The sequence below is a fragment of the Nocardia brasiliensis NBRC 14402 genome, from assembly GCF_000308475.2.
GTDB lineage: Bacteria > Actinomycetota > Actinomycetes > Mycobacteriales > Mycobacteriaceae > Nocardia > Nocardia brasiliensis.
The window spans coordinates 59,222-78,573 of sequence record NZ_BAFT02000068.1; the positions used below are offsets into that span (position 1 = coordinate 59,222).

The following is a 19,352-nucleotide window of genomic DNA, read 5'->3' on the forward strand; positions in this document are numbered from 1 at the left end:
TCCGACTTCGAAACGGAGAGTGCCGCATGGACATCGGTGTGGTGCTGCAATGCACGCCGCCCGCCTCCCGGGTGGTCGAACTGGCCCGGCAAGCCGAGACGCACGGCTTCTCCCACGTCTGGACCTTCGACTCCCATCTGCTGTGGCAGGAGCCCTACGTCATCTACAGCCAGATCCTGGCGGCCACCAGGAAGGTCGTCGTCGGCCCGATGGTGACCAACCCGGCCACCAGGGACTGGACCGTGACCGCGTCCACCTTCGCCACGCTGAACGACATGTTCGGCAACCGCACCGTCTGCGGGATCGGCCGCGGCGATTCGGCGGTCCGCACGCTCGGCGGCAAACCGAGCAACCTGGCGACGCTGCGCGAAGCCATCGAGGTGATCCGGGAACTCGGCAACGGGCGCAGCGCCCGAGTGGACGACACCATCGTGCGTTTCCCCTGGGCGGCGAGTTCCCGGCTCGAGGTGTGGGTGGCCGGATATGGTCCGCGCGCACTGGATCTCACCGGCGAGGTGGCCGACGGGTTCATCCTGCAGCTGGCCGACCCGGATATCACCGCGTGGACCATCGCCCGGGTGCGCGCCGCCGCCGAACGGGCCGGTCGCGATCCGGACGCGGTGCGGATCTGTGTCGCCGCACCGGCTTACGTCACCGACGGGTCGGCGGCCGCGCTGGCGCACGCTCGCGAGCAGTGCCGATGGTTCGGCGGTATGGTCGGCAACCATGTGGCCGATATCGTCGCGAAATACGGTACGGGCAGCGATGTTCCGGCCGCGCTCACCGAATACATCGCGGGCAGGCAGGGGTACGACTACAACCAGCACGGGCGCGCGGGCAACACGCACGCGGAGTTCGTCCCCGATGCCATCGTGGACCGTTTCTGCCTGCTCGGCACGCCCGACGATCAGCTGGCCCGGCTGCGCGAACTGGAGAAACTCGGCGTCGATCAGTTCGCGGTGTATCTGCAGCACGATGCGAAGACGGCCACGCTCGAGGCCTACGGCGAATCGGTGCTGCCCCGGCTGGTGCACCCGGTGACCGCCACGGAGGGCGCTTGATGTCGCCGTGGTCCGCTGAGCGGTCCGCGGGCTACCCGGTGCGCGCCGGTTCGAGTACATCTGCGGTGCGGGTGATCGGCGTCGGCGGAGTGGCGCACCGGTGCGGTGGCTGCGGCCACCGGTCCGGCCGGGGATCGGTGCCGTCCGGCGGCGGTCTTCGTCCCGGCCGGTCGGGCGGCCGTTGCGCGGGGACGGCGGTACGAAGGCGCGCGGTGCCGACGGGAATGTACGGGTTGCCGTCCCTGATCGGTGACCGGCGGATCGGGTCGGGCCGAAACCGGCTGCGCGAGTACATGAGCGAGGTTCGATGAGGGGTCGTTGGGTGCGGGCCGGCTATGCGGCAGCGGTGTTCTTACTGGTCGTCGGGGTATGGGAGCTGGTCAAGTTCGCGGTGCCCGAACGCGGGGTGAGCATCGGCGAGCAGCGGATCCTGCCGCGCACGGGTGACGGTGCGTTGCCGCACGTGTGGTCGGTGGTGACGGTGCTCGGCGAGCGCGACGGCGCGGGCACAGTAGGCGAAACATTATTGCGCACAGCGGGATTCACGCTGGGACTGGCGTTGCTCGCGCTGGCGATCGGGGCGGTGGTCGGGGTGCTGCTCGCGGTGCTGATGCAGCGCTTCGCCTGGGTCGAGCGCGGGCTGCTGCCCTACATCATTGTGTCGCAGACGGTTCCGCTGATCGCCCTGGCGCCGCTGGTAGCGGGCTGGGGCGGCAAGATCGTGATCGCGGGCGAGCCGTGGCGGCCGTGGATGAGCATCGCGGTGATCGCGTCCTATCTGGCCTTCTTCCCGGTGGCGGTCGGCATGCTGCGCGGCTTGCAGGCTCCGTCGAAGGCGTCGGTGGAGCTGCTGCACAGTTATTCGGCCGGCTGGTGGGAGACGCTGGTGCGCTTGCGTTTTCCCGCCGCCGTACCGCATCTGCTGCCCGCGCTGCGGTTGGCCGCGGCGGCCTCGGTGATCGGCGCGGTCGTCGCCGAGATCTCCACCGGCACCGCGGGCGGCATCGGCCGCCAGATCATCGTGTTCGCCCAGCAGGCCACCGGTGATGCCGCGCGGCTGTACGCGGCCGTGCTGGCCGCGGCCCTGCTCGGCGTCGTGATCACCGCCGTCGTCGGCCTCGCCGAATGGACGCTGCGCCGCTACAGCCGGCCGCCCGGTTCGGTCGACGCCGCGAAGACCGGCCGATGATCGGCCCGCACTCTCATCACCGCCTGCACGGATGGGCAGGCAGCTTTTCAGGAGGTATCCATTGACCGCCAAAGCAAGACCGGCCGTCGCCACCGCGGCGCCGGAACCGGCGGACGAGCAGGTGGGTGCCGCCGATCTCGCCGGACCGGCCACCCAGCGGCTCGCCGCGGTCGAACTCGGGCACGTGGGCAAGATCTTCGCGGCGGGCTCGGTCACCGCGCTCTCGGACGTCTCGCTGACGGTGGCCGCGGGTGAATTCGTTTCGCTGATCGGCCCGTCCGGCTGCGGTAAGTCGACCCTGCTGCGGATCGTCGCCGACCTGGAGCAGCCGACCAGCGGCACCGTGACCGTGCACGGCAAGAGCGCGCGGCAGGCCCGGTTGGATCAGGACTACGGCATCGCGTTCCAGCAGTCCGGCTTGCTCGACTGGCGCACCGTGCAGGCCAATGTCGAACTGCCGCTCGAATTGCACAAGGTGCCGCGCGCTGAACGCCGTTCGCGCAGTGCGGAACTGCTCGAGATGGCCGGGCTGAGCGAGTTCGCCAAGCGCTATCCCGCCGAGCTGTCCGGGGGCATGCAGCAGCGGGTCGCGATCGTGCGGGCGCTGGCGCCCAAGCCGTCGCTGCTGCTGATGGACGAACCGTTCGGCGCGCTCGACGAGATGACGCGCGAGCGGATGCAGACCGAGTTGCTGCGGATCGCGGGCGAGACCGAGGCGGCGGTGGTGTTCGTGACGCATTCCATCCCGGAGGCGGTGTTCCTGTCCGATCGGGTGGTGGTGATGTCGCCGCGGCCGGGGCGGATCACCGAGATCGTGCCGACCGGCGGCTGGGGCCGTCGCGACGCCGCCGAGGCCGCCGACGACGTGCGTTCCAGCGCGGCGTTTTTCGAGGCGGTGGCCGCGGTACGGGAGGCGCTGCGCGGCGGGTCGGGCGATACCGGTGCCGTCGCGGGGCGGGACGTGCGATGACGTCCTGGAAGTCGCTGCTGCCGTGGCGAATGGTGCTGCCGCCGTTGCTGTTCGGCGTCGCCGGATTGCTGCTGTGGCAACTGCTCACCACCGTGGCCGGGGTGCCCTCGTTCCTGTTGCCCGCGCCGAGCGCGATCGCGAGCGAGTTCACCGGGAATTTCGACCGCATCCGCGACGCGTCGACCGCGACCGGCACCAACGCGCTGCTCGGTCTGCTGGCCGGCGCCGTGCTCGGCATCGTCGCCGCCATGTTCGCCGTGCGGTTCCAGCTGGTGGACGGCCTGCTCACGCCGCTCGCCGCCGCGGCGGCCGCGGTGCCGATCGTCGCCCTTGCGCCGCTGCTGAATTCGATGTACTCGACCACGACCGACACCCCGCGCCGGATGGTCGTCACCATCGTCGTGTTCTTCCCGATGTTCGTCAGCACGGCGCGCGGCCTGCGTCAGGTGCCGCAGGTGCACACCGACCTGATGACCTCGTACGCGGCGGGCGGCTGGCAGGTCACCCGCACGGTCCGGCTGCCCGCGGCGCTGCCGCACCTGTTCACCGGGCTGCGCATCGCCGCGCCCGGCGCGGTGATCGCGGCCGTCATCGCCGAGTATTTCGGCGGCCTGCAGAACGGGCTCGGCAGCCGGATCACCTCGGCCGCCGCCAATACCGCCTATCCACGCGCATGGGCCTACGTGGTCGGCGCCATGCTCGTCGGCCTGCTGTTCCTCGCCGCCGTACTGGTCCTCGAACAACTCACCCGTAAACCCCGCACCACCCTCTGGAGAACCCGATGACCCGATCCACCAAGCGATTCCGTGCCTGTCTCGCGCTGGTCACGCTGGCCGCGGCCGCGCTGACCGGCTGCAGTACCACCGACGGCGGCTCGACCACCACGGCCGACGGCCGCACCAAGGTCCGGCTCCAGTTGCAGTGGTTCAAGCAGGGCCAGTTCGCCGGCTATCTGGCCGCGGTCGATCAGGGCTTCTACCAAGAGCAGGGCTTGTCGGTCGAAATCCTGGACGGCGGAACGGATATCGTGCCGCAGACCGTGCTGGCGCAGGGACAGGCCGACTACGCGATCGCCTGGGTGCCCAAGGCGCTCGCCTCCCGCGAGGCGGGGGCGGGCATCACCGAGGTCGCGCAGATCTTCCAGCGCTCGGGCACCAAACAGGTGTCGTTCAAGTCGGAGAACATCGCGGGCCCCGCCGCGCTGCGCGGCAAGACGGTCGGAAACTGGGGCTACGGCAACGAGTTCGAGCTGTTCGCGGGCATGACCAAGGCGGGCATCGACCCGGCGAAGGACGTCAAACTGGTGCAGCAGCAGTTCGACATGAACGCCTTCCTCGCCAAGGACATCGCCGCCGCCCAGGCCATGTCGTACAACGAGTACGCCCAGCTGCTGGAGACGAAGAACCCGGCGACCGGAAAGCTCTACACCGCAGACGATTTCACCACCATCGACTGGAACGAGCAGGGCGTCGCGATGCTGCAGGACGCCATCTGGGCCAACACCGAGAAGCTGCAGGACCCGAAATACCAGGAGCAGACCACGAAATTCGTCGCGGCGTCGCTGAAGGGCTGGGCCTTCTGCCGCGACAACGTCGACAAGTGCCGCGACATCACCGTCGCCGCGGGCAGCACCCTGGGCGCCTCCCATCAGCAGTGGCAGATCAACGAGGTGAACAAGCTGATCTGGCCCTCGCCCGCCGGCATCGGCATGGTGGACAAGGCCGCGTGGGATCGCACGGTGCAGATCGCCAAGGACACCAAGAACCAGGAGGGTGTCACGGTCCTGAAGCAGGATCCGGACGCGAGCGCGTACACGAACGAATACGTCACCAAGGCACTGGAACTGCTGAAGTCCGGTGGCACCGACGTGACCGGCGCGGGCTACGCGCCGAGCCCGGTCACGCTGAACGAAGGAGGCAAATAACTTGGTAGATCACGTCTTCTATCCGTGGAGCGCACAGGCCGAGCTGAATCCGGTGCCGATCACGGGTGCCTCCGGCGCGTATTTCTGGGACGACCAGGGCAACCGCTACCTCGACTTCTGCTCGCAGATGGTCAATGTCAATATCGGGCACCAGCATCCGGACATCGTCGCGGCGATCGTCGCGCAGGCGCAGGTGCTCACCACCATCTCACCGACCATGGGCAACGAGGTGCGCAGCGAACTGGCCCGGCTCATCGTCGAGCGGGCGCCGGGCGACCTGAACCGCATCCTGTTCACCACCGGCGGCGCGGAGGCCATCGAGCACGCGGTGCGCCTGGCGCGCAGTTTCACCGGCCGCACCAAGATGTTGTCCGCGTACCGCTCCTATCACGGCGGCACCGGCACCGCGATCGGTCTGACCGGGGAGCCGCGGCGCTGGGGCGCGGAGCCGACGAACGTCGACGTGGTCCGGTTCTTCGGGCCGTATCCGTACCGATCCCCTTGGGGCACAAGCTCTCCCGAGGAAGAGACGGCCGCCGCGCTGAACCACCTGCGGCAGGTGATCGAGCTGGAAGGCCCGCAGAACATCGCGGGCTTGATCCTGGAAACGGTGGTCGGCACCAACGGTGTGCTGATCCCGCCGCCGGGTTACCTGGCGGGTGTGCGCGCGCTGTGCGACGAGTTCGGCATCGTCTACATCGCCGACGAGGTGATGGTCGGCTTCGGCCGGATCGGGGAGTGGTTCGCGGTGCGCGCCTTCGACGTCGCGCCCGACCTCATCACCTTCGCCAAAGGCGTGAATTCGGGCTACGTTCCGCTCGGCGGTGTGCTCATCGCCGAACGGATCGCGCAGCGCTACGACCACACCGTCTATCCCGGCGGGCTCACCTATGCGGGACATCCGCTGGCGTGTGCGGCCGGGGTCGCCTCGATCGGGGTCTTCGAACGAGACGGTATCCTCGAGCATGTGCGCTCGGTCGGTGCGGACGTGCTCGGAAAAGGCCTGCACGAGTTGGCTACCCGGCATCCCAGCGTCGGCGAGGTGCGCGGGCTCGGCTTCTTCTGGGCGCTGGATCTGGTCCGCGACCCGCAGACCCGGGAACCGTTGATCCCGTTCGCCGCTGCGGGGGCGGCCGCCGAGCCGATGGCGAAGGTGACCGCCGCCGCGAAGGCGCGGGGGCTGTGGCCGTTCAACGCGGGCAACCGTTTTCAGATCGCGCCACCGCTCACCACCTCGGCGGACGAACTGCGCCTCGGCCTGGAGATCGTCGACGAGGTCCTGGAGGTCGCCGACGCCTACGTGCGGTGAGCGGTCCGCGCGGCGTCCCCGCCGCGCGGCCGTTTCCCGCTAGATTCGAGCAGTCCCGTCCCGGAAGTCTTCCAGGAGCCGGCATGACTGATACCGCAGCACGGCCCGAGCTCGAACCGGCCGCCGACTACCGCCCGCCGCTCGCGACGGCATGGCTCACCGTCCTCGGCGCGGTCTCGACGGCCGTGCTGCTGTTCGCCACGAGCCGCTACGACTATTTCGGCGACGAGCTGTATTTCCTGGCGGCCGGGCGGCACTTCTCCTTCGGCTATGCCGATCAGGGCCCGGTGCTGCCGCTGCTGGCCCGGGCGATGGACATTCTCGCGCCGGGCTCGTTCTTCGTACTGCGGCTGCCCGCCGTCGTGCTCACCGTGCTGGCGATCGTGCTCACCGCGGCGATCGCGCGCGAATTCGGCGGCGGGCGCAGCGCGCAGCTCGGTGCTGCGATCGCATACGCGACCTCGCCGTTCCTGCTGCTGCAAGGCAAGATGCTGACGACCAACGCGGTGGACACGGCGCTGTGGGTGATCATCACCTGGCTGGTGGTGCGCTGGGTGCGCACCCGGCGCGACGCCCTGCTGCTGTGCGCCGCCCTGGTGACCGCGGTCGACATGCAGGTGAAGTGGTTGATCCCGTTCTTCTGGCTCGCGGTCGCGGTGACCTCGCTGGTCTGCGGACCGCGCGAGCTGGTGCGCAGGCCGCTGCTGTGGCTCGGCGGCGCGATCGTGGTGCTGGCGACGGTGCCGACGCTGATCTGGCAGTCCCGCCACGACTGGCCGCAGCTGGCGATGGGCGGGGTGATCAGCGGCGAGCAGGGGATCCTCGGTGGGCGGCTGATGTTCCTACCGCTCGCCGTGCTGACCGCGGGTTACCTGGGCGCGGTGGTGCTGCTCTACGGCGTGTGGTCGCTGCTGCGCAATCCCCGGTTGCGGCCGTACCGATTTCTCGGCTGGACCCTGGTGCTGCTGGTCGCGCTCTTCTTGGTGATCGGCGGCCGGATCTACTACGTGGCCGGAATGTACGGCGTGGTGCTGGCCGCGGGCGCGGTCGGGTTGGCCGAGCTGGTGCGGGGGCTCGGCCCGGCCGGGCGACGGGCCGCAATCGTGGCGGGGGCGGCGCTCGCGCTCGCGGCGACGATGTTCGTGCTGTGGTCGACGCCGTGGCGTGCCGCGTCGGCGATCCGCCCGCCCGCCGACGACGCCGAGGCCACGATCAACATCGGCGTCTACGGCGAGTTCGGCTGGACCGAGCTGACCGACGCTGTCACCGGGGTGGTTCGATCGCTACCGCCCGCAGCGCGTGCCGGAGCGGTGATCGTCACCGACACCTATTGGCAGGCAAGCGCTTTGGACCAGTTCGCGCGAGCCGAACTGCCGCCCGTCTACAGTCCGAGCCGGGGTTACGGCTATTTCGGCACGCCGCCGGACGACGCGACGGTGGTGATCGCCGTCGCGCTCAACGAGGCCTTCCTGCGCTGGGACTTCGACCGGGTCGAGCCGGTCGCCAAGGTCGATTCGCGGATCGGCTACCCCGGCAACACCCAGAACGTCGTCGTCTGGAAATGTGCCGGGCTACGCCATCCGTGGTCGCAGGTGTGGCCGACGCTGATGCACCTGTAGCTGCGCGGGATCAGCGCTGCTCGTCCGGCTCCCGGAACACCGCCAGTGCGGCGGGACGGCTGGCGAAGGCCAAATGCTTTGCCCGGTGGTTTACTTCGCCGTCGGTGGCCAGCGAGACCGGCGCGCCGTCGACCTGCACATCGAGCCGCGCGACGCGGCGGTGCACGTAGGTGGTCGAGCGGTCCAGCGTGCCGGTGAACGTGGCCCAGATCAGGCGTGTGCGCGAAAAGCGAAGGTCCGCACGCAGATACCGGATATCCATGGTGCCGTCGTGCAGCCGCGGTCGCGACATCGGGATCTGATCCGCCGGGTGGTACGCGCCGTTGCCGACGAACAGCATCCACAGCGCGCTGCGCTTGCCGTCGATCTCGGCGTGCAGCGGGGCGGCGCGGAACAGCACGCGCAGCATCGCGAAACCGGCCGCGGGCCACTTGCCGATCCGGCGTTCCCACCGTTCCCGCAGGCGCACGAAATCCGGGTAGCCGCCGAGGCTGGCGGTGTTGACGAACATCCGATCCTGCTCGTCGTCCAGCTGGACGCGCGCGGTGTCGACGAGCACGACCTGGCCGGAGTCCAGGGCGGTGAACGTGGTCTCCGGATCCTCCACGCCGACGTCGCGGGCGAAGTGGTTGAGCGTGCCGCCCGCGAACACGGCCAGTGGAAGACCGTGCTGCACAGCGGTTTCCGCGAGCGCCGAGACGGTGCCGTCACCACCGAGCACGCCGAGTGCGGTGACGCCGTGCCGCCGTACCCGGTCCTCGATCGCCGCGTCCAGATCGCCGTCGCCGACCTCGAGCACCTGCGCCTCGGGCAGGCGGGCGCGCAGCTGATCCAGCGATTCGGTGCCGGTGCCGCTGCCCGAGGCCGGGTTCACCACCAGCAGCAGCCCCCGCCCGGCGGGCAGCGGCTCGAGCCGTTTCGCCGGGCCCAGCGAGGCCGGTTCGTCCGCGCGCACCGCCCACCAGCGGCGGGTGGCCAGCGCGACACCGGAACCGAGCGCCGCCCCGACCACCACGTCGGAGGGCCAGTGCACGCCGATGTGCACGCGCGAGTACGCCACCGCCGCGGCGACCGGCGCGAGCACCGCGGCGGTCGCGGGCGATTCCAGCGCGACCGCGGTGGTGAAGGCCGCCGCGGACGCGGAGTGACCCGACGGGAAGGACGAGGACCGCGGCGGTTTGACCAACCGGCGCAACTCGGGCACCGCGTCGACCGGCGGTCGCCGGCGCGGGAACAGCGGTTTGGCGACGCCGTTGGCCAGTGCGCTGGCCAAGCCGACCGCCACCAGTCCCCGGACCGCGCCGCGCCGCTGCGCGCGCCCGCCCGCGACGAAAAGCCCTGCGGCGACGGCCATCCAGAGCTTGCTGTGGTTGGCGCTCAGGCTGAGCTCGCGCAGCAGATCGTCGGCGGGGCTCGGCGGAATCTGGGCGGCGTGCTCGACGAGCCTGCGGTCCAGTGCGTTGATGGATTTACGTCTGTGCGGCATCGAGGCGAGTGTATCCAGCGACGCGGCGCTCAAACGGTGTCGCCACGCACCGTCCACGACGCGTGCTGGGTAGCCTGCCGGTATGACTTCTGGACAGACCGAGATCTGGCACAACCCGCGGTGCACCAAGAGCCGCAACGCCACCACGCACCTGGACGAGGCGGGCGTCGAATACAAGGTGCGGCGCTACCTCGACGAGCCGCCCACCGCCGAGGAATTGCGCGCGGTGCTGGCGCGGCTCGGCGCCGAACCGTGGGATATCACGCGCACCGGCGAGCAGGTGGCCAAGGACCTCGGCATGGCGCAGTGGGGCCGCACCGCTGCCGACCGGGACCGCTGGATCGCGGCGCTGGCCGAGCACCCGAAACTGATCCAGCGGCCCATCGTGCTCACCGCCGACGGCGGCGCGGTCGTGGCCCGCGACGAGGACACGTTGCGCTCGCTGGGCTGATCCGACCCACCCCGTCGGCTCCGCCTCCTGCCATCCCCTGGGACCCACTGAATTCCGGGTCCCTACCGGGGCGAATCAGGCGGTAGGGTCGCCATTCATGAAGGTACAGTTGCGCCACAACCCGGCCTCGACCATCGCGCGGTGCTTCCTCGCGGGTGGCGAGCCGATGCGGGTCGAGAGCGGCGCCATGGTCGCCCACTCGGCGGGAGTCACGTTGCAGGCCAAGGCCGAAGGCGGCATCTTGGCGGGGCTGAAGCGGTCGGTGCTGGCGGGTGAATCGTTCTTCGTCTCCACGTTCACCGCGCCGCAGCAGGGCGGCTGGGTGGACGTGGCGCCCGCGCTGCCCGGCGACATGCTGAACTTGCAGATCACCCAGGATCGGCCGTTCTTCATCAGCCGTGGCGGCTGGATCGCGAATTCCCATGGCGTGCAGGTGGAAAGCAAGTGGGGCGGTTTCGCGAACCTGTTCGGCGGCGAGGGCGGCTTCGGTCTGCGCGCGCACGGCGACGGTGAGATCGTGGTCGGCGTGTTCGGTGCGATCGATGTCATCGATCTGCAACCGGGCGAGCCGATCACCATCGACACCGGGCACGTGGTGGCCTACGACCTGTCGATGAACTTCACCATCCGGCGCGCGGTGGTGGGGCGGTCGATCCAGTCGATGAAGTCCGGCGAGGGCTTCGTGTTCGACTTCGTCGGTCCGGGCCGGGTGCTGCTGCAGACCCGCAACCCCGGGGCGTTCGCCGCGTGGGCCAGTTCGGTAGCCTCCTCCGGATAACCGGGCGGCGACATCGCGGTCGTCGATGCTCCGGTGCCCAATGACAGCGCCAACGTTCGGAGAATCATGGAATTGCTCGAGGTCGTCGCCAACATCTTCACCAACATCCTGTCGCTCGGCAGCGGCAGCGCGGCCTGATCGCACAGTCGGAGTAGGGGTGCGCGTCAGCGCACTCAGGTGAGCAGGTCGTCGACGAGGATCCGGGTGTCCGGCACGAAGGGCCAGTCCGGATCGGCCAGGTGGGCGCGCAGTTGCGCATCGGTCCACCACCACCCGTCGGCGATCTCCTCCGGCTGGTGCCGGATCGGTCCGTCGGAGCGGATCTCGTAGGCGAACAGGTGACAGCGCATCGGGCGTCCCTGCCATTCGCCGTCCCAGGACACCGTGCCCGCCGGCTCGGCGGGCAACGCCACACCCGTGATGCCGAGTTCTTCGGCCAGTTCGCGCACCGCCGTCTCGCGCGGCGTTTCCGCCGGCCCCACCACGCCGCCCGCGAGGCAGTCGTGCATGCTCGCGAAAACCATCTTGGTGTCGGTGCGCCGATGCACGTAGATCCGGGTGCCGTCGCCGGAGCGGACCAGTACGCCCGCGCTGGCGTGCCAGAGTCCGTCCCGATACACCTCGGCCCGGTCGGCGGCGCCGACCGAACGACCCGCCGCGTCGTAGACGGCGATCATCTCGGACTTCTGCTGGACCCGTTCGGCTGCCACCGCTCGAGGGTAACGTGAGCGCAGCAGGCTATCCGCAGAGAGGATCGCGCACATGGTGCTTCCCCGCACGCTGGCGAAATTCAACCGATCCGTCACCAATCGCGTCGCCGGGCGGTTCGCGGGCCGAGCGCCCGGGTTCGCCATCCTGCAGCATCGGGGCCGCAAGTCCGGGCGGCTCTACCGCACCCCGATCTCGATCTTCCACGCCGACGGCGTGTACCGCATCGCCATGACCTACGGGCGCGAGGTCGACTGGGCCAAGAACATCTGTGCCGCAGGCGAGTTCAGCGTCGAGACGCGCGGTCGGGTGCTCGACCTGACCGACCCGGTGGTGCACCGCGATCCCACCGCCGCGTGGGCGCCCGTCGTGGTACGGCCTTGGCTGCGGGTGCTCTCGGCCGAGTACTACGTCGAGGCTCGCGCCGTAGCTCGCTGAGCCGCTCGCTGCCACCGAAAAGCTTGCGCCGCAAAACTTGTCGGTGCCTCCCGATACGCTGAACGGGCGTCGGCGATGATCTTGAAAGTGATTCGCCGCCCCGTCCGCGCGGGGGTACGCACGTTTGGGAAATGGGAGGGAATCATGAGCAACATCTGTGTCGCAATGGGTTTCGCCGTGCTGGCGGCCACGGGCATCGCGATCGGAGCCGGTCCGGCGCAGGCCGCGCCGCAGAGCCAGACCTATCCGGGGCTGACGTCGAGTGAATGCCGGAAACTCACCGACGACGCGCGCCGCGCCGGCGCGACCAGCGCCATCTGCTACCCGGACAAGGGGGACAAGAAGAAGGCCGTAGTCACCTACCGCTAGTGACCAGCTGGGGCGGAGGCTGCGAGACAGGTTCCGCCCCAGTGGTTTTCAGATCACTTCCGGCGGCGGACGGGTTTGGCGCCCGGTTTCGGGGCGGTCGCCGCGCGGGCGGCCGCGACGAGTTTCGCCTCGGTGGCCGCTTCGGCATCGAGCTTGCGGTAGACGAGGTGCTGCTGGGCGAGGGTCCACGCGTTGTTGGTGACAAAATAGAGCAGGATCGCCACCGGCAGCAGCGCGCCGCCGACGAGGGCCGCGGCGGGGAACGCCCACAGCGACAGCGGGCGCATGAACGCGAACTGGGCGGGGGTCTCCTGCCGTCCGAGAGAGGCGCGCGCGGTGAAGTGGGTGGCGATCGCGGCGATCAGCATGAGCGGGATGGCGACGGCGGCCACCGTTGCCAGCAGCTCGCCGGCGCCGACTACGGTCCGGGACAGGGGTGCGCCGAACAGATCGGCGTGCAGGAAGGACCGCACGTCGGCGGCGCTGAACACGTAGTTGGGGGTGGCGGCGTTCTGTTCGGGACTCATCGGCGTCTTGATGGCCTGGAACGGGAGATGGCCGAGGTTGGCCGTGCGATCGAAGGATCGTAGGACATGGAACAGGCCGAGGAAAACGAATAGCTGCACGATGATCGGAATCAAGGTGGCGAAGGTTTTGACGCCGTTGTCTTTATAGAGTTTCTGGAGTTCGGTGGCCTGGCGCGTCCGGTCGGATGCGTATTTTTGTTTCAAGCTCGCAACCTTGGGTTGCAATTTTTTCACAATAGCTTGGTTGCGTGCTTGCTCGAGAAAAGGGATGAAAAGGGCGGCACGCAATGTGAGGACGAGAAAAATCACGGCGAGGACCCAGGACAGGCCGCTGGCGGGTCCGAATACGAAGCCGAAGGCGTTGTGCCAGAACCAGAGAATGGCCGACACCGGGTAGTAGATGAAGTCGAGCATGAGAGCACCTGACTGTGGGCGTGCGAGCGCGCACGAGAACGGAAGGGATGCGGCGACAACGCCGAACGCCCGTCCACCACAGGGGGGACCGGCGTCAGGCGGGCGCGCAGCCCGGTGCTCGTGGGCGCGGACGGCCCGGGGTGTCAGGATTGCTCTGGCGCAGGAAAGAACCACGTCGGCGGCGTTGCGCGGACGGTGGCGGGCCGGAGTCGAGGACCGCGACCGGCAGCACGACCGCGGGATGCAGCGTGGCGAAGGCGACGATCAGCGAGGCCGCGACCACACCGACCACGGCGACCGACCCGGGCTCACCGGCCGGGATCGCCAGCAACGTGAGCACGGGCAGCACGAGTGCGACAACCGCACACGTCAGCACCCGAACCCGCGTGATCATGCCTAGAGAATACGTGGTGTGGCGCCGTCTCGGTGCGGCGTGCGCACCGAGACGACGGTCACCACTGCTCAGAGCGCGATATCCCACTCCACATCGCGGCTCAGCATCGACGGCGGCAGCCCGAAGGTCCGCCGGCAGGTACGGGTGAGCTGGGCGCAGTCGGCGAAGCCCGCGGCATCGGCGGCGGCGGCCACGTCGTCGCCGGCCATCACCCGCGTCATCGAGATGTAGAGCCGCAGCCAGAGGATGTAGCGGCGCAACGGAATCCCGACCTGCTCGGTGAACAGGTGGGTCAGCCGAGTCGCCGAAATGCCCAGCTGGCGCGCCACATCCGAGCCGCGCACCGAACCGTCACGGACCAGCTCGGGCAGCAGTTGCAGGGCCGCGGTGACCACGCCCTGCGGACCTTCCGAACAGGTCCCGTTGTCCGGCAACAGATCCGAGAGCACGTCGTGGACGTGACCCGCGAGCCCGCCGTGCGCCGGATCGACCCCGAGCGCGTGCACCCAGCCGTGCAGATGCGCCCGCCGGTCGGCGGCGGCGCCCGCGGTGGTCTCCGGATCGAGATAGAGCGCGATGCCGTGCACGGCGCCCTCCGCGACCCGGTGCGGCGCGTCGGTGGGCACGATGATGTGGGTGCCCTGCCTGCGCACCCCGCTGCCGTCCACGACGACGATCGGGGTACAGGCGGCGACGATCTGCACGGCGTGATGGGCGTGCAGTTCGGTGGGCCAGATCTCGCCTTCGAAGGCCAGGATCCCCGGCCGCAGTAGCGCGGTGCCCGTCCAGGGGTGCTCGTCGGTGGTTTCGGCGTCCGCTGACGTCGAGAAGTCGTTGGTGACCAGAGCCTTCATCGTCGGATGCTCCCGGCTGACACGAACAGTTCCTCGGTGGATCCTGTGCTGAGACTAACGGGTTCGGCTCCCCGGCCGTCATGCTTTGTCGATCGCAGGGGGCCGAACCATGCCATGGTTCCGATCTGCGCGCGCACCGTCGCCGCGGCCGCCGTTTCGACGGCCGGCGACGGGTGCGCGCAGCTCGGGTACCGCCCGGTCATACCCGGACCGAGATCGCCGCGGACAAGGTGGCGGCGACCCGATCGAGGAACTCGCCGAGCAACGGTCCCGCGGTGGGTGTCACCGGGAAGCGGGTGCGCAGGGCGAGCCCGTCGTCGGTGCGGGTGAACCACATCTGCACGTCGTCCAGCGGTGCGCTGCGGCTGAATTGGGCCGGATTGCGCGGCACCGTGCGGGTGGTGTCGCTGCGCGAGCCGCCGGGCAGCCGCCGATAGTCGGTGTAGGAGACGCTGAACAGGTCCTTCCTGGTCCGGCGCAGGTCGCTGCCCATCGCGGCGAGGAACTGGGTGGCGGGCACCTGAGCGAGCCGCTGACCGGTGCGGATCGCCTGGTCGGCGCCCTGCGCGGTGGCGCAGAAGTCGTGCGCCACCGGCACATGCGCCGGTGCGTTGGACACCAGCCAGCCGAAGGTGTTGTGGTGGCGCGGTTCTCGCCGGGTGTGCACCGGGAACACCAGATCGGTGCCCGCGCGCCCGCCGAGTTCGGCGGCGGCCAGCGCCACCGCCGCGAGCAGGGCCGCGAACATCGAATATCCGTCCGCGCGCGACTTGCGGTGCAGCGCATCGGTGGCCATCGCGCCGAGCAGCAGGCGGCTGTCGCTGCCGAACGGCGCCAGCGTGCCCGCGGGCACGCCGAGATCGAGCGGGAAGTGCGGCAGGTCGTTGCCCGCGGCGTGCAGGAAATCGCGCCAGGCCCGGATGAGCGGGCCCGTGCCCGCGGCAGGGACCGCGGCCTCCCTGGTGGCGTAGGACAGGAAACTGCCCGGCTCGGGGAGCCGGTCGGCGGCCGCGGCCGCGCCGTCGGGTCCGTCCTCGAGCGCGGCCCGATACAGCACGTCCAGTTCGGTCACCGCGATGGTGATCGACCAGGCGTCGCAGACCGCGTGATCGAAACCGCAGACCACGGTGGAGGTTTCGGGCCTGCTGATGGCGCCGAGGAAATACGGCGCGAAACTGAACGGCGCGCAGGCCGCGTCGAGTCGAGTGCCGAGGACGGTGCGCAGGTCGTCGGTGCTCGAGGTTTCGACGGCGGGCCGGGGGATGAGCCGGATATCGGTGTCCACCACCACGTGGACCGTCGGCGGGTTGCCCTCCGCGGGTGGTTCGAAACTGCAGTGCAGCGCGTCGTGACGTGGCAGCCACACCGAGAACGCGGTCTGCAGGGCGGATTCGTCGATCGGGCCCGCCACGTCGAAGGTGGCGGCCAGCCAGGTCGTCGGTCCGCCCGAGGACAGGTGGATGGTCTGGTTGGACGAAGCGGGTGTCGCGTCCGGCGTGGGGCCGGGTTCGGCGAGCGCGGTCCACTCGAGCAGGGTGCCCGGTGGTGCGCTCAGGTGTTCGAGAAAGAGCAACTGCATCAGGACCTCGCGAAATCCGGGGCGGCCGCCACGTATTCGCCGGTGGTGGCGATGGCGCGCAGAGCGGTGCGAATCGAGTCGAGATAGGCCGCCGCGGACGCCGCGGCGGTGGGGGTGTCGGGGAACATCATGCTGACGTGCAGGCGGTCCAGTTCCCGGCTGAACCACATCGGCGAGGTCTGACCCATCCGGGCGCGTGAGCCCAGCCCGTTGATCCCGGACACGTTGGGCAGCGCGTTCTCCAGTGCCGCACCGGAAATCGCGCGGACGTCCATGTAGGACACCCACGGCCATTCGGTGGTCACCGGCAGCGGCGCGCCGGTGAGTTCGGCGGCCCGCTGTAGGGCGGCGTGGATCGGCACGCTCGCAAGGGGTTTCACCCAGTCCAGCGCGACGCCCGCGCGGCCGACGAGATCGGTGAAGCTGTCGGTCGGGTCGAGGTCGAACGAGATCGGTAGCAGGTTGATGAACCAGCCCTGGGCGAGCTGATACTGCGGTTCCTGCCGGGTGCCGACCACGTTGAGCCCGAGATAGTGCGTGCGCCCGGCGAATTGGAGTTCGGCCAGCGCGATCGCCGCGAACAGGCCCGCGGAGAACGAGCCGCCCGCCGCCTTGCACGCGTCCGAGAACGCCTCGCACTGCGCGGCATCGAGCAGGTCGACCTTGGTGCCGCGGCTGTCGGCCAGCTCGCCGGGCGCCAAGCCCAGGTCGATGGGCAGCGGCCGCACATTGTCGGCGTTCTCGGCCAGCACCGAGGCGAGCCGGTCTAGTTCCGGCGGGTTCGCGGCCACCGCGGCCCGTTCGGCCCTGGCGAATTCGACATAGCTGCCGACGGGCAGCAGCACCGGATCCTGACCGGTCGCGTACGCCGTGTACAGCGCGTTCAGCTCGAAGATCGCGGTGACCAGCGAGAGACCGTCGCTGAACGCGTGATCGGTGTTGTAGACCAGGGTGAAGCCGTCGCTGCCGTGGTCGATGGCGCCGCAGAGGAATGCGGGCCACTTGGTCGGTTCCGCGCTCTCGTGGAACTTCTCGACCAGCAGGTCACGCAGTTCCTCACCCGAGTCGAACGTGCCGACGGTGCTGGTCTCGAGCTCGACCGCGGCCGGATCGAGCAGGTAGCGGGTGAGCTCGAACCGGCCCTCGGTCTCGTCCAGGGCGAACCACGAACGCAGGCTCTCGTGCCGCTGCAGGAACGTGGTGAACGCGCGGCGCAGCGCGTCCGCGTCCAGCGGGGTGGCGACGGTGAAGCACAGCGACAGTTCCGAGGCCAGCGGATCGTCGGTATGCCGACGCGCGGCCCAGCGGCGAATATGCGACTCCTGCACGTAGGTCGGCGGTGCGTCGGAGGGCGCGGTCGCCGCGGTCGCGGCCTTGCTCGCCGCCGTGGTGGTGAACTCCAATAGGACCCCCGGTTTCGGCAACCAGTCTTCGGTGAGGGTCATCTCCATGACAGCGGCGCTCCTTCGATCGGGCGGATTCGAGCATCTCCGTAGCGGGTGAATTCGGCCAGCAGATCGCGCATGCGCAGCACGTGCCGGTGGATGTCGCGGGTGGCCTTGCTGGTGCCGGGGTAACGCATGTTCAGCGTCACGCCGGTGGGCGTGCGAACGAACCAGAAGAAGAACTCCTCCGGCGACACGTTGCGGCTGCGCAGCCAGCGGGTGCCGGTGTCGACCCAGGTGTCCGCCGCCTGGGCCGAACGAACGTCCATGTAGGACACCATGAAAGAGATGCGCGGCCGCTCGCCGAGCAGTTCGCAGACCCGGGCGAACGGCACCGTCGCTGCGCTGCGGGTGCGCCGCAGTTCTTCCCCGGCCGGGGTGATCAGCTCGGCGAGCGTGCGGGCGGGGCCGCAATCCAGTTGGAACGGCGCGAGTCCGACGAACCAGCCGAGGGTATCGGCCCACTGCGGTTCGGAGCGGGTGTGCAGCGGGATCACCGTGCGGAAGTCCCGGCCCGCGCCGAGTTCGGTGGTCGTCACCGCGAACGCGGCGAGCAGTGCGGCGAACAAACCCTGGCCCTGCTGCCTGGCGACGGCCGAAGCGGCATCGGCCGCGTCGGCGTCGAGCACCTCGACCGAGAGATTGCGCTGCGGCACCCGGCGCGGCGGCGCCTCGGCGGGGCCGGTGAGCTGGATCGGCGCGGCCGCGACCTTGCTGAGTGTGCCGCTGGGCAGCGAGTTCTCGGTGCGGTCGGGAAAGAACGTCCGCCAGGTCGCCACCGCCGGGGTGTCCGCGGTGGCGTCGGCCGCGCGGACGCGTTCGTCCTGGCAGAAGTCGACATAGCTGCCGGTGTCGGGCAAGCGGGCCGGTTTCCCCGCGCGCACGGCCTGATACAGCGCGTGCAGCTCGCCGCCGGTGGAAACGGTGGAGTAGCCGTCCATGATCGAGTGGTCGGCCGCGAACACGACGGTGAAGCCGTCGCGGTTCGCGATCGTCACGCAGACGTAGGCGGGCCAGCGCAGCGGTGAGGTTCCGTCGTCGAGCAGCCCGTTGACCAGCCGATAGGTGGCCATCGTCGAGGCAGGCGCGCCCGCGTCGACCGGCTGCACCCGGATTCCACCGGGCGGCAACGTGTATCGAGCGGGCCGGCCACCCTCGATGGTGACGTGCGAGCGCAGCCCTTCGTGCCGGTCGATCCAGGCGTCGAAGGCCGTGCGCCAGGCCTGCGGGTCGAGCGGTCCGTCGATCCGGAACGCATGGCCGAGCCAGTAATGTCGGCGATCTCGTATTCGACTGTGCTCCACCGCGTCCCGGAGGTGGTGCTCGTGGTTATAGGAGACGGCCCGCGTATCTCGTGGCCAGTCGGCCCAGTGCGAAGTGGCCGTCGGGAGCCACTCGATCACCCGGCCGCTCGGCAACGGATAGTCGGCCAGTTCGATGAATTCCATGACACACCTTCAGCTGCCCATCGGCAATCCCCGTGCGCGGTAGGGGAATTACCGATCCGAATAGTGACAAGAATTTCGGCCTGCATCCGAGAACTTTGTCCGAACGGTCCCGGGACGTCATCGTCGGACCGGGACGAGACAAACTGTAGAAGAAATTCCCGGCGAATGTGTCGGTGAGGTGAGTCACCGGTATTTGCCGGAGGTTGCCGGACAACGGTGTTGCGGGCCACGCAACCGCGAGCGGCAGCGCCGCAGCCTGCGGATATATGAAATACTTAATGTTCAGATAGCTGAGAGATAGCGTGACAATGTGTCTCAAAGCACCTGGAATTCATCCTAGGTTTTCGCGATCTTTACAGGTCGAGGGTCTGAAGGTGGGCTAAACGTGA

The 19,352-nt window shown here is 69.3% G+C and carries 19 protein-coding genes; 11 read left to right on the forward strand and 8 right to left on the reverse strand.

The annotated features are described in order from the left end of the window. The first annotated feature begins 26 nt into the window (after positions 1–26). From TY25_RS24965 to TY25_RS25000, 7 genes are all read left to right on the forward strand, one after another. Positions 27–1,061 (forward strand): TIGR03842 family LLM class F420-dependent oxidoreductase, encoded by a 1,035-nt coding sequence (locus TY25_RS24965; RefSeq protein ID WP_042259799.1) that lies wholly within the window; start codon positions 27–29, stop codon positions 1,059–1,061. Positions 1,062–1,368: 307 nt separating this feature from the next. Then, the gene (locus TY25_RS24975; protein WP_042259804.1) at positions 1,369–2,250 is read left to right on the forward strand and encodes an ABC transporter permease; all 882 of its coding nucleotides are present in this window, start codon (positions 1,369–1,371) and stop codon (positions 2,248–2,250) included. 61 nt (positions 2,251–2,311) lie between these two features. Further along, positions 2,312–3,220: an ABC transporter ATP-binding protein gene (locus tag TY25_RS24980; protein ID WP_081869093.1), complete on the forward strand. Its 909-nt coding sequence runs from the start codon at positions 2,312–2,314 to the stop codon at positions 3,218–3,220. Further along, positions 3,217–4,005, forward strand: coding sequence for an ABC transporter permease (locus TY25_RS24985; RefSeq protein WP_042259806.1), 789 nt, complete (start codon positions 3,217–3,219; stop codon positions 4,003–4,005). Before TY25_RS24980 ends, TY25_RS24985 begins: the two co-directional genes overlap by 4 nt. Further along, the gene (locus tag TY25_RS24990) at positions 4,002–5,144 is read left to right on the forward strand and encodes an ABC transporter substrate-binding protein (RefSeq protein ID WP_042259809.1); all 1,143 of its coding nucleotides are present in this window, start codon (positions 4,002–4,004) and stop codon (positions 5,142–5,144) included. The genes TY25_RS24985 and TY25_RS24990 overlap by 4 nt, the downstream gene beginning before the upstream one ends. Position 5,145: 1 nt before the next feature. After that, positions 5,146–6,453: an aspartate aminotransferase family protein gene (locus TY25_RS24995; RefSeq protein WP_042259811.1), complete on the forward strand. Its 1,308-nt coding sequence runs from the start codon at positions 5,146–5,148 to the stop codon at positions 6,451–6,453. Between the two features lie 83 nt (positions 6,454–6,536). Beyond that, complete coding sequence (locus tag TY25_RS25000) at positions 6,537–8,072, forward strand: glycosyltransferase family 39 protein (RefSeq protein WP_042259814.1); 1,536 nt, start codon at positions 6,537–6,539, stop codon at positions 8,070–8,072. Between the two features lie 10 nt (positions 8,073–8,082). On the opposite strand, the gene TY25_RS25005 is transcribed toward TY25_RS25000, so the two are convergent. Then, positions 8,083–9,558: a bifunctional phosphatase PAP2/diacylglycerol kinase family protein gene (locus TY25_RS25005; protein WP_042259989.1), complete on the reverse strand. Its 1,476-nt coding sequence runs from the start codon at positions 9,556–9,558 to the stop codon at positions 8,083–8,085. 82 nt (positions 9,559–9,640) lie between these two features. On the opposite strand from TY25_RS25005, the gene TY25_RS25010 reads away from it, so the two are divergent. Together TY25_RS25010 and TY25_RS25015 are read left to right on the forward strand one after the other, a co-directional pair. Beyond that, positions 9,641–10,009, forward strand: a complete 369-nt coding sequence (locus TY25_RS25010; protein ID WP_042259816.1) for an arsenate reductase family protein — start codon at positions 9,641–9,643, stop codon at positions 10,007–10,009. 97 nt (positions 10,010–10,106) lie between these two features. Beyond that, positions 10,107–10,787 carry a TIGR00266 family protein gene (locus TY25_RS25015; RefSeq protein WP_014986186.1) on the forward strand — a complete coding sequence of 227 codons (681 nt, stop codon included), beginning with the start codon at positions 10,107–10,109 and terminating at the stop codon, positions 10,785–10,787. Positions 10,788–10,960: 173 nt separating this feature from the next. On the opposite strand, the gene TY25_RS25020 is transcribed toward TY25_RS25015, so the two are convergent. Then, complete coding sequence (locus TY25_RS25020; RefSeq protein WP_042259991.1) at positions 10,961–11,464, reverse strand: NUDIX hydrolase; 504 nt, start codon at positions 11,462–11,464, stop codon at positions 10,961–10,963. An 85-nt stretch (positions 11,465–11,549) separates the two neighbouring features. On the opposite strand from TY25_RS25020, the gene TY25_RS25025 reads away from it, so the two are divergent. Together TY25_RS25025 and TY25_RS25030 are read left to right on the forward strand one after the other, a co-directional pair. Then, positions 11,550–11,933 carry a nitroreductase family deazaflavin-dependent oxidoreductase gene (locus TY25_RS25025; RefSeq protein ID WP_042259818.1) on the forward strand — a complete coding sequence of 128 codons (384 nt, stop codon included), beginning with the start codon at positions 11,550–11,552 and terminating at the stop codon, positions 11,931–11,933. A 144-nt stretch (positions 11,934–12,077) separates the two neighbouring features. Beyond that, positions 12,078–12,302 (forward strand): hypothetical protein, encoded by a 225-nt coding sequence (locus TY25_RS25030; protein ID WP_146153932.1) that lies wholly within the window; start codon positions 12,078–12,080, stop codon positions 12,300–12,302. A gap of 53 nt (positions 12,303–12,355) precedes the next feature. Here the strand turns inward: TY25_RS25030 and yidC are convergent, their stop codons facing one another. The 6 genes from yidC to TY25_RS25060 all read right to left on the reverse strand — a co-directional run bounded on the left by yidC (position 12,356) and on the right by TY25_RS25060 (position 18,963). Next, the gene (gene yidC, locus TY25_RS25035; protein WP_042259822.1) at positions 12,356–13,243 is read right to left on the reverse strand and encodes a membrane protein insertase YidC; all 888 of its coding nucleotides are present in this window, start codon (positions 13,241–13,243) and stop codon (positions 12,356–12,358) included. Between the two features lie 94 nt (positions 13,244–13,337). Next, on the reverse strand, positions 13,338–13,637 hold the full coding sequence (locus tag TY25_RS25040) for a DUF6412 domain-containing protein (RefSeq protein ID WP_029895741.1): 300 nt from the start codon (positions 13,635–13,637) through the stop codon (positions 13,338–13,340). 68 nt (positions 13,638–13,705) lie between these two features. Then, on the reverse strand, positions 13,706–14,491 hold the full coding sequence (locus TY25_RS25045; RefSeq protein ID WP_052383174.1) for a helix-turn-helix domain-containing protein: 786 nt from the start codon (positions 14,489–14,491) through the stop codon (positions 13,706–13,708). A gap of 199 nt (positions 14,492–14,690) precedes the next feature. Then, positions 14,691–16,070 carry a condensation domain-containing protein gene (locus tag TY25_RS25050; protein WP_042259825.1) on the reverse strand — a complete coding sequence of 460 codons (1,380 nt, stop codon included), beginning with the start codon at positions 16,068–16,070 and terminating at the stop codon, positions 14,691–14,693. Continuing rightward, positions 16,070–17,521, reverse strand: coding sequence for a condensation domain-containing protein (locus TY25_RS25055; protein ID WP_042259826.1), 1,452 nt, complete (start codon positions 17,519–17,521; stop codon positions 16,070–16,072). The genes TY25_RS25050 and TY25_RS25055 overlap by 1 nt, the downstream gene beginning before the upstream one ends. Next, positions 17,512–18,963, reverse strand: a complete 1,452-nt coding sequence (locus TY25_RS25060) for a condensation domain-containing protein (protein ID WP_052383175.1) — start codon at positions 18,961–18,963, stop codon at positions 17,512–17,514. Before TY25_RS25060 ends, TY25_RS25055 begins: the two co-directional genes overlap by 10 nt. Positions 18,964–19,352 lie beyond the last annotated feature (389 nt).

Bases quoted from the DNA above. Each gene is read 5' to 3' on its own strand.
- TY25_RS24965 (WP_042259799.1), top strand. From the start codon at position 27: ATGGACATCGGTGTGGTGCTGCAATGCACGCCGCCCGCCTCCCGGGTG.
- TY25_RS24975 (WP_042259804.1), top strand. From the start codon at position 1,369: ATGAGGGGTCGTTGGGTGCGGGCCGGCTATGCGGCAGCGGTGTTCTTA.
- TY25_RS24985 (WP_042259806.1), top strand. From the start codon at position 3,217: ATGACGTCCTGGAAGTCGCTGCTGCCGTGGCGAATGGTGCTGCCGCCG.
- TY25_RS24990 (WP_042259809.1), top strand. From the start codon at position 4,002: ATGACCCGATCCACCAAGCGATTCCGTGCCTGTCTCGCGCTGGTCACG.
- TY25_RS25000 (WP_042259814.1), top strand. From the start codon at position 6,537: ATGACTGATACCGCAGCACGGCCCGAGCTCGAACCGGCCGCCGACTAC.
- TY25_RS25005 (WP_042259989.1), bottom strand. From the start codon at position 9,558: ATGCCGCACAGACGTAAATCCATCAACGCACTGGACCGCAGGCTCGTC.
- TY25_RS25010 (WP_042259816.1), top strand. From the start codon at position 9,641: ATGACTTCTGGACAGACCGAGATCTGGCACAACCCGCGGTGCACCAAG.
- TY25_RS25015 (WP_014986186.1), top strand. From the start codon at position 10,107: ATGAAGGTACAGTTGCGCCACAACCCGGCCTCGACCATCGCGCGGTGC.
- TY25_RS25020 (WP_042259991.1), bottom strand. From the start codon at position 11,464: ATGATCGCCGTCTACGACGCGGCGGGTCGTTCGGTCGGCGCCGCCGAC.
- TY25_RS25025 (WP_042259818.1), top strand. From the start codon at position 11,550: ATGGTGCTTCCCCGCACGCTGGCGAAATTCAACCGATCCGTCACCAAT.
- TY25_RS25030 (WP_146153932.1), top strand. From the start codon at position 12,078: ATGAGCAACATCTGTGTCGCAATGGGTTTCGCCGTGCTGGCGGCCACG.
- yidC (WP_042259822.1), bottom strand. From the start codon at position 13,243: ATGCTCGACTTCATCTACTACCCGGTGTCGGCCATTCTCTGGTTCTGG.
- TY25_RS25040 (WP_029895741.1), bottom strand. From the start codon at position 13,637: ATGATCACGCGGGTTCGGGTGCTGACGTGTGCGGTTGTCGCACTCGTG.
- TY25_RS25045 (WP_052383174.1), bottom strand. From the start codon at position 14,491: ATGAAGGCTCTGGTCACCAACGACTTCTCGACGTCAGCGGACGCCGAA.
- TY25_RS25050 (WP_042259825.1), bottom strand. From the start codon at position 16,070: ATGCAGTTGCTCTTTCTCGAACACCTGAGCGCACCACCGGGCACCCTG.
- TY25_RS25055 (WP_042259826.1), bottom strand. From the start codon at position 17,521: ATGGAGATGACCCTCACCGAAGACTGGTTGCCGAAACCGGGGGTCCTA.
- TY25_RS25060 (WP_052383175.1), bottom strand. From the start codon at position 18,963: ATGGAATTCATCGAACTGGCCGACTATCCGTTGCCGAGCGGCCGGGTG.